General features: G+C 38.4%; 7 protein-coding genes and 1 pseudogene. All 8 read right to left on the minus strand.

All coding sequences use genetic code 11. The features are described 5' to 3' along the window. Positions 1–970: pseudogene (locus I4641_RS15245) on the minus strand (hypothetical protein); the annotation flags it as partial. A gap of 230 nt (positions 971–1,200) precedes the next feature. Next, a complete protein-coding gene (locus tag I4641_RS15250; RefSeq protein ID WP_229641402.1) occupies positions 1,201–1,509 on the minus strand; it encodes a CpeR family transcriptional regulator in 309 nt (102 codons plus the stop codon). A 104-nt stretch (positions 1,510–1,613) separates the two neighbouring features. Further along, positions 1,614–2,237 carry a chromophore lyase CpcT/CpeT gene (locus tag I4641_RS15255; RefSeq protein ID WP_229641403.1) on the minus strand — a complete coding sequence of 208 codons (624 nt, stop codon included), beginning with the start codon at positions 2,235–2,237 and terminating at the stop codon, positions 1,614–1,616. An 83-nt stretch (positions 2,238–2,320) separates the two neighbouring features. Then, positions 2,321–2,854, minus strand: coding sequence for a phycobiliprotein lyase (locus I4641_RS15260; protein ID WP_229641404.1), 534 nt, complete (start codon positions 2,852–2,854; stop codon positions 2,321–2,323). Between the two features lie 117 nt (positions 2,855–2,971). Then, the gene (locus I4641_RS15265; protein WP_229641405.1) at positions 2,972–3,739 is read right to left on the minus strand and encodes a phycobilisome rod-core linker polypeptide; all 768 of its coding nucleotides are present in this window, start codon (positions 3,737–3,739) and stop codon (positions 2,972–2,974) included. 45 nt (positions 3,740–3,784) lie between these two features. Continuing rightward, positions 3,785–4,549, minus strand: a complete 765-nt coding sequence (locus tag I4641_RS15270) for a phycobilisome rod-core linker polypeptide (RefSeq protein WP_229641406.1) — start codon at positions 4,547–4,549, stop codon at positions 3,785–3,787. A 110-nt stretch (positions 4,550–4,659) separates the two neighbouring features. Continuing rightward, complete coding sequence (locus I4641_RS15275; protein WP_229641407.1) at positions 4,660–5,535, minus strand: phycobilisome linker polypeptide; 876 nt, start codon at positions 5,533–5,535, stop codon at positions 4,660–4,662. Positions 5,536–6,179: 644 nt separating this feature from the next. Further along, positions 6,180–6,737: a phycobiliprotein lyase gene (locus tag I4641_RS15280; RefSeq protein WP_229641409.1), complete on the minus strand. Its 558-nt coding sequence runs from the start codon at positions 6,735–6,737 to the stop codon at positions 6,180–6,182. Positions 6,738–6,839: the final 102 nt, after the last annotated feature.

A 6,839-nucleotide genomic window follows, 5' to 3' on the forward strand; every position in this document is an offset into this window, starting at 1 on the left:
CATCATTTAACTGTTGTTGGAGTTGATTTAATGCTTCTTCTTTTTCTGCTACTTGCTGTTGAGCATTCTCGCGATCGCCATTGGCATCATTTAACTGTTGTTGGAGTTGATTTAATGCTTCTTCTTTTTCTGCTACTTGTTGTTGGGCATTCTCGCGATCGCCATTGACATCATTTAACTGTTGCTGGAGTTGACTTAATGCCTCTTCTTTTGCTGCTACTTGCTGTTGGGCATTCTCGCGATCGCTATGAGCATCATCTAACTGTTGTTGGAGTTGATTTAATGCCTCTTCTTTTTCTGCTACTTGCTTTTCCCAGTCGATCTTATCTTGTTGGCGTGCAGATAACTGTTGCTCTAGATCCTGAATTTTAACTACATTAGTTTCAATAATTTCTTCTTTGGCTGCGTTATCTGTTTCTTGTTCAGAGAGTTGCTGTTTTAGCCGATCTATTTCTGCTATCAAATCGGGTTGTTGAGCATTTTCGTCTGATGTTGCTGTTTTTTGCTGTTCTAACTGTTGCTGTAGTTGTTCGATTAAAGCATCTTTTTCCTTAGTAGATTGCTTTAATGCTTGATAATTAGCTTTATGCTCTTTGAGATTATTTTTTAATTCTTCTAGATTTTGTGATTCTTTGAATTGTTTGGCATTACTTGCAATATCCCTAGGGTTTGTCTCATTTTCTTCTAAGACTCCATCCACAATTTGGATTTTAGTAGTAGAATTATCCGAAGAAGTTTCATCTCGATCTGATTCAATAGAGATAGTTTTTTCTGCCATTTGACTAGCGATCGCAATATTCCCTGTAACTAAGCCTTCAACAACTTTTGACTTGGATAAACCAGTCTCGGCTACAATCTCATTCAAATTCCTAAAAGCTTGAGAAGTTAATGAAATTCCTACCTGAGACTTTTCCAAAAAACTGCTTGTATTACGAGATTTGCTACTAGACTTGGATTTTTTGCGAGGCATACTTTTTTCTATCTCCGATATTTAACTCAAGCTTATTTTTATCATATATCCTAGATTTTTGCCCTCGATCTTCTCGGCGTACTTAGGGTTATAAATTAGCTTATTATTAATTGTTGATTATTAATCGCTAATATCTAGATCTTTGTATTTATTCTTCATAAAATACGCTTTTAAAATCGAGTTTCAAGATCTTTATTTCCTTTACTTCTATAAAAATTAATTATTTCCGATCAACAAGAACGCTCGTCAAACCTAGTATAAAAACCACCATATTTAATCCAATATTGTTTTAAATCGTGATGAGGAGTATGCAAACTTGCCTTAGCTTGATATAAAATAACCTGACGATGATTTCCAATCCAAACCTTACGCACAGGTTCTACAGAAATAAACGTCCCACCCAATCCGCGAACGCATTCTTCAAATCTTTCAACCGTAGAATATTCTAAAGTTTCAAAAATAAAAAAGTTACCCGAACAAATTAAATGGCGACTTCTAATCCAAGCTTGCATTTTTTTGCTAGCTACTGGTGGCAACATACTTTTCGTTGTTAGCTCCGAGGTTATCATCTTTTGTATCTATTTAATTTTGTATTAATGGCGATATTTGTTTCCAAACAATGGCTAATGCCCAAAAATTGAGACTACAACAGAGGCAATTCTTCGGCAAAACTAGTTCTTTTCTTAAATTTTAATGGGCCTTTGGCAGAACCCCAGATATGCTCGCCAGTAGTGAGATCCATCCCCCTATCCCAGCTGATCCAGGTAGTCTCGGTAAGCTCAACCTGACTTACAAGGTATGTCTTTACTCCCTTGCGATGAACAAAGCATTTGTTCCCCGGTTCAACGCTACCGCGAAACATTCCATCTTCTTTAACAAATACCATAGAACAGTTATAACGGCGTTCTATCCCATCTGGGGGAATTGTCAAGAGAATATCACGATTGTGACCAGAACCAGCGTAATTTTCAGCCTCTTTGAGACTATAATTCTCAATATAGACGCGATCGCCCTTATCTACTAAACGATGAATTCCCTGGCGATAGGGATTCCAAAGATCGTAGTCATAAACTTGCTCGGAATAAAAACCTATTCCCGCAAAAAAATCCCAGGGTAGGGGGCGAAAAAAAATTCTAATATGAGCGTAATCTTTAGGATCGGCATCAGATTGTTGGCGATTGCAAAAGTCCCCCGCCATCAAACGAGATAGCTCGCGAATCAAACCGCCTTCCTCTTGCTTTGTCGAATGATTTTCTCTAGTCAACATTATTTTTAATATATAAGGATTTTAAAACAGTAAATAATTAAAAAAGATTAAAAAAATAACTATGCTCGTGCTTTTTTGGCAAATCAATCTAGATTCAAAGCACGAATTTCCGAAGAAAAAGAGGCAGTAGTAACTCCTTTTCCATCACCCGTCTTGATTAAAGAAACTCTGAGGCGTAAATTTGGCGTAGCAAACCAAATTTTCTCTTCTGCACTTGCTCGTTCGTATTGAGTGGTCAAAACAAAAGATCCGTCTTCTATCAAATGATAGTAACCGATCGCTGGTACAGTTTCGGCATATCCTTGTTCTCTTAAAAGTCTTCCTTTGCTAGGATTGTCTAAGTCTGGTACGGGAACTAAGACAGTAGAGCCTGCTAGTACTTCATCTTCGTCCCAATCTGATTCACCTTCCCACTTCATAAAAAAAGGACTAGTGGCAAGGTGAGGATCTACTTTGTTGGTCTTGCATAGCTTTATCACTCGCTCGTCACCATGTTCGAGAAGACTAATTTCGATTTCGGAAGTTACTTCTTCAAAGTGATGAAAAGCCATGTGGTGTGCGCTACGTTGCGATCGCCATGTCCCCAGAGAGCTTTCTACAAATTCATCGATGTTCATTGATTTTATAGTATCAAAGTTTTTATTAAATTTTTTCCGCTAGCTTCATAGTGAGGAATTGCACCCCACTATGAACTTCTTACAACTTTTACAGCTTAAAGTTAATCACCGTGGGATTTAAACTTCAGTAATACTGAGAATTTTTGCTCCAGTACGATGTAAATTTTTAATTTTGGCGTTTAACTGGTCGTAATTAACTTCATAAGTTTGGTTGCTAAGACGGTTAATAGAACCAACACTCGCTTTGGTAGCTTTGACGCGGAAACGCTTTTTATTACTACCAGGAGTTCCACTAGAACTATTTTTAGGGAAAGTAATAGCGGTAGGTTTGTTACTGGCTAAATCAGCAATTAGCTTGGCTTTATTGGTAATGTTATCGCTGCTAGCGTAGCCACCACTATACAAAGCATAGGTACGGTTATAACCTACATTAAGCAAAGTGCGTTGGTTGCTTTCTGTACGAGGACAGGGAACAACATTTTCGCCATAAGCGTTGATATATTCATCGCTATCGATATAAGAATCGATTTCTGCTTCGTAGCCTAAATTGTTATAAATTTGTACGTGCTTGGATACTTCCGCCTGATCTAAAGGAGCGCGTCCTAAAAAATGCTTGCAGTTCATTTCAATGAAACGATACTGAGAGCAAGTTTCAAAAAATAAAGAACGATATAACTCGGATTGACCGATCGCTCTAACAAATCCTCTGACGGTAATATCACCATTTCTAAACATGGATTCTGCCGTTTCTAAGCTTTCCCCATCTAGTAAATAAGCATTGCCCAAGACTTGTTTGTAAGCTTGGCGGATAATGATATTAAAGTCCTGATTTGGTTGACGTTCCTGGAGTTCGATTGGATCTAAATCTGTAACCCAAAATGACATAATAAGTTTCTCCTGAATTTTAAAATTGCTCGTCAGTCTAGATAATTAAATCTCAGTGATACTAACTATTGTTGCTCCAGTGCGGTTGATGCGCTGAATCTGAGGCGTCATACGATCGCCAGGTACGATATACTTAGTAGTACTGGTACGACGAGGAGCGTCGAATTTAGAGCCTTTAACGACAATTTTGAATCGTTTGCTAGTAACATCGGTCGAAGGAGATAGGCGTCCGTTAGCAGCAGGAGCTTTAGCAGCAATAGCACTATTAGTTGCTACGCTATCTACCAAGCGCGAATTTTTAGTAGCACTATCTACACCAGCAATACCTTGGAGTAAGGAAAGGGTGCGATTGTAGTTGACTTGTTTTTGACCTACTGTACTGGTTGCTCCAGTGTAGTAAGGGACGAGGTTTTCGCCAAATTTCTCGGAATACTCTATACTATCAATGTAGGAATCGATTTCTGCATCGTAGCCCTCATTAACGCAACGTTGAATATGCTCGGAAAGCTCGGCTTGGTCGGCAGGGGCACGTCCTAAAAGATGCTTAAAGTTAAGTTCTACAAAACGATAAGGCGCACAAGTTTCAAAGTAACGAGCGCGATAAAAACTGGATTTTGCCACGGAACGAACAAACTCTCTGAGGCTGATGTTGCCGTTACAGAATTGAGATTCTGCACTGACTAGGCGTTCGCTTTCCATTACGTGAGGATTGCCCAACACTTGCTTGTATACGGCGCGAATTGCGATCGCCTTATCATCAGCAGTGCCATTGTAACGATTTTCCACAGGTGCATCTATTACTGCGGTCATGTTTTATTTCTCCTGAATTAATATTTATTTGTCAAATTGAGAACAGAAAATCATCGTAAATCTTCTCTGTTCTCAAAAATTAATTAGCGGTCATGGATGGATCTATAACTCTAATTAACAGGGGTAATACTAGCTATTTTTCCACCTTGCTTGTGAATGCGTTGGTATTCTTGGGATAGCTTGTCGTAAGGTACTAGGTACACTTTATTGCTACGACGGAATTTAGATACGCGATTCACAGCACGAGAACCATAACCAGTGACTTCGATACGGTAAATTTTGCCGTTTTCTCCCGAACCAGAACCCTGACGAGTACGCGAACCCAAAGCAGGTTCTTGGAAAGACCAACCATCGCCAGCAGCACCGCCAGAAGGGGGAATGATGGAAATAGGAGTACCTTGAATTACGTTTTTGTTTAATACGGGAGTTTTCCCTGCTAAACTTCCTTTGAAGTCGCTGGAAGAAGCACCCCGCGCCAAAGCAAACATATGAGTAAATTCCACCATAGTTTGACCAGGACGACTTTTATATCCACGATAAAAAGGTACAAAGTTTTCGCCATAGGCTTCTTGATATTCGTCACTATCAAGATAAGAATCGATCTCTGCTTCCCAACCACCTTCGTCAAGAATGGCACTGTGAGCTTTCATTTCGTCATAGCTATTGGGCGCGCGACCGAGGAAATGCTTGAAGTTCAATTCGATGAAACGGTAACGAGGACAAGTTTCAAAGAAACGAGAAATGTAAGCATTCGATTTACCAATTTCCCGTACGAATTCACGCACGCTCAATTGTCCCAGTCTAAATTGAGACTCGGGAACAGTTGCTCTCTCGCTTTCCATGATATAAGCGTTACCTAGTACCTGTCTGTAGACTGCACGAATGATGCTTTCTACTTCTTCTTCTGAACGACCAGGTACGTATTCAAAAGGAGAGGTATCTTCAAATAAGCCGACACCTAATTCGGATGCTGGTCCAAATGTCATTTAATAAATCTCCCTAATTAGGAATTAATTTTTTACAAGATGTACAGACCACAGTTATTCGATCTAAATAGATCTTGGCTGTCTTGGTGTTATACAAACTTTTTATGATGAGCTTTATGTAAATACACAAACTCGACAAGTAAAATCATCTCTAGGTGTTTTTACCTATTTGATTACTGATACTCGTCATAGTCTTGTTTCCTTAAAAGAAACAAACTTGATTATTGGCTATGTTCGATTGAAGGGCAAAAGCAAAGTGGAAAAATATAAAATTGTTTTTATTCGATATTTCACTACTCAACAATTACGTAAAATCGTCTGAAGCCAATTAATTTAATTACAAATATTTCGGGTTAAATAGCTCTAGTAAAGAGTTCTAGCTCCCTCATATTGATGCAGCACAAATAAAGTGCAGTTTGTTAAAAAGATATTCGATCTAGCTTTATCTTAAGTCAGATTAAGTACAAATCGATCTTTTGTAACACTTACATTAAATGAGCATAATCCTAATCTAATTAAGAATTACACAGTCATTTACAGTCTATTTATACAATGCGGAATGTGTTGTTCTCATCAAGTTTTGTAAAACTTAATGAGAATATTGTGAATAAATGTAACTTATCTAGACGATCGCTCCTGTGAAATTAGACTACAATTTTTTGCTCCACTCCAAAACCGACTAAAAGAACATTTTTCAGTGTTTTTCCTGCGGGGGGTTTTTCATAGTTGAGAATCTTACGAATGCGTAAGGTAGGGTTGGTGAGGGTAATCGAATCGACTGAAACTACACGGGTGTAGTTGGTAGTCATTAATAGTTCTCTGGTGTTGGAATTGAAGCTAAAATGGGAAACAATAGGTCGATTTTCTTCATAAGCACTATCTCGCAAATAGTCTCCTTCTAGAGTTGCACTATTCTCTGATTTGGGAACAAACATTAGATTGAGGTTTTGTCTTTTTTCTTCTCCTGCTTCGGAGATGGTATAAAAGCCTAGATTGAATCCTGGTAGGCTTTCTAGATTGTCTAGCTTGCCATAATTATTGTCAGATAATACTTTTACCTTGCGATCGCTGGTGAGGGGTTCGACTTCAAAGGTAGTTTGCGATCGCTCTATTTCTCGGTGAGTTAGATAATGATAAGTACGATCGGATTGCCAATTACCCACGCAATCGATGAAGAATTGGTCAAATATAGTGGTGTTCATAATTATTTTGCTATAAGCTTACTTTATTCTTCCCTCTAGTCATTAAATCAGCAATTCTCATTTTGAAGAGAAAAAAGAAGTTGTTCTATGCTTAAACTAGAG

This window comes from Waterburya agarophytonicola KI4 (genome assembly GCF_020640915.1).
GTDB classification, from domain to species: domain Bacteria; phylum Cyanobacteriota; class Cyanobacteriia; order Cyanobacteriales; family Xenococcaceae; genus Waterburya; species Waterburya agarophytonicola.

Bases quoted from the DNA above. Each gene is read 5' to 3' on its own strand.
- I4641_RS15250 (WP_229641402.1), bottom strand. From the start codon at position 1,509: ATGTTGCCACCAGTAGCTAGCAAAAAAATGCAAGCTTGGATTAGAAGT.
- I4641_RS15255 (WP_229641403.1), bottom strand. From the start codon at position 2,237: ATGTTGACTAGAGAAAATCATTCGACAAAGCAAGAGGAAGGCGGTTTG.
- I4641_RS15260 (WP_229641404.1), bottom strand. From the start codon at position 2,854: ATGAACATCGATGAATTTGTAGAAAGCTCTCTGGGGACATGGCGATCG.
- I4641_RS15265 (WP_229641405.1), bottom strand. From the start codon at position 3,739: ATGTCATTTTGGGTTACAGATTTAGATCCAATCGAACTCCAGGAACGT.
- I4641_RS15270 (WP_229641406.1), bottom strand. From the start codon at position 4,549: ATGACCGCAGTAATAGATGCACCTGTGGAAAATCGTTACAATGGCACT.
- I4641_RS15275 (WP_229641407.1), bottom strand. From the start codon at position 5,535: ATGACATTTGGACCAGCATCCGAATTAGGTGTCGGCTTATTTGAAGAT.
- I4641_RS15280 (WP_229641409.1), bottom strand. From the start codon at position 6,737: ATGAACACCACTATATTTGACCAATTCTTCATCGATTGCGTGGGTAAT.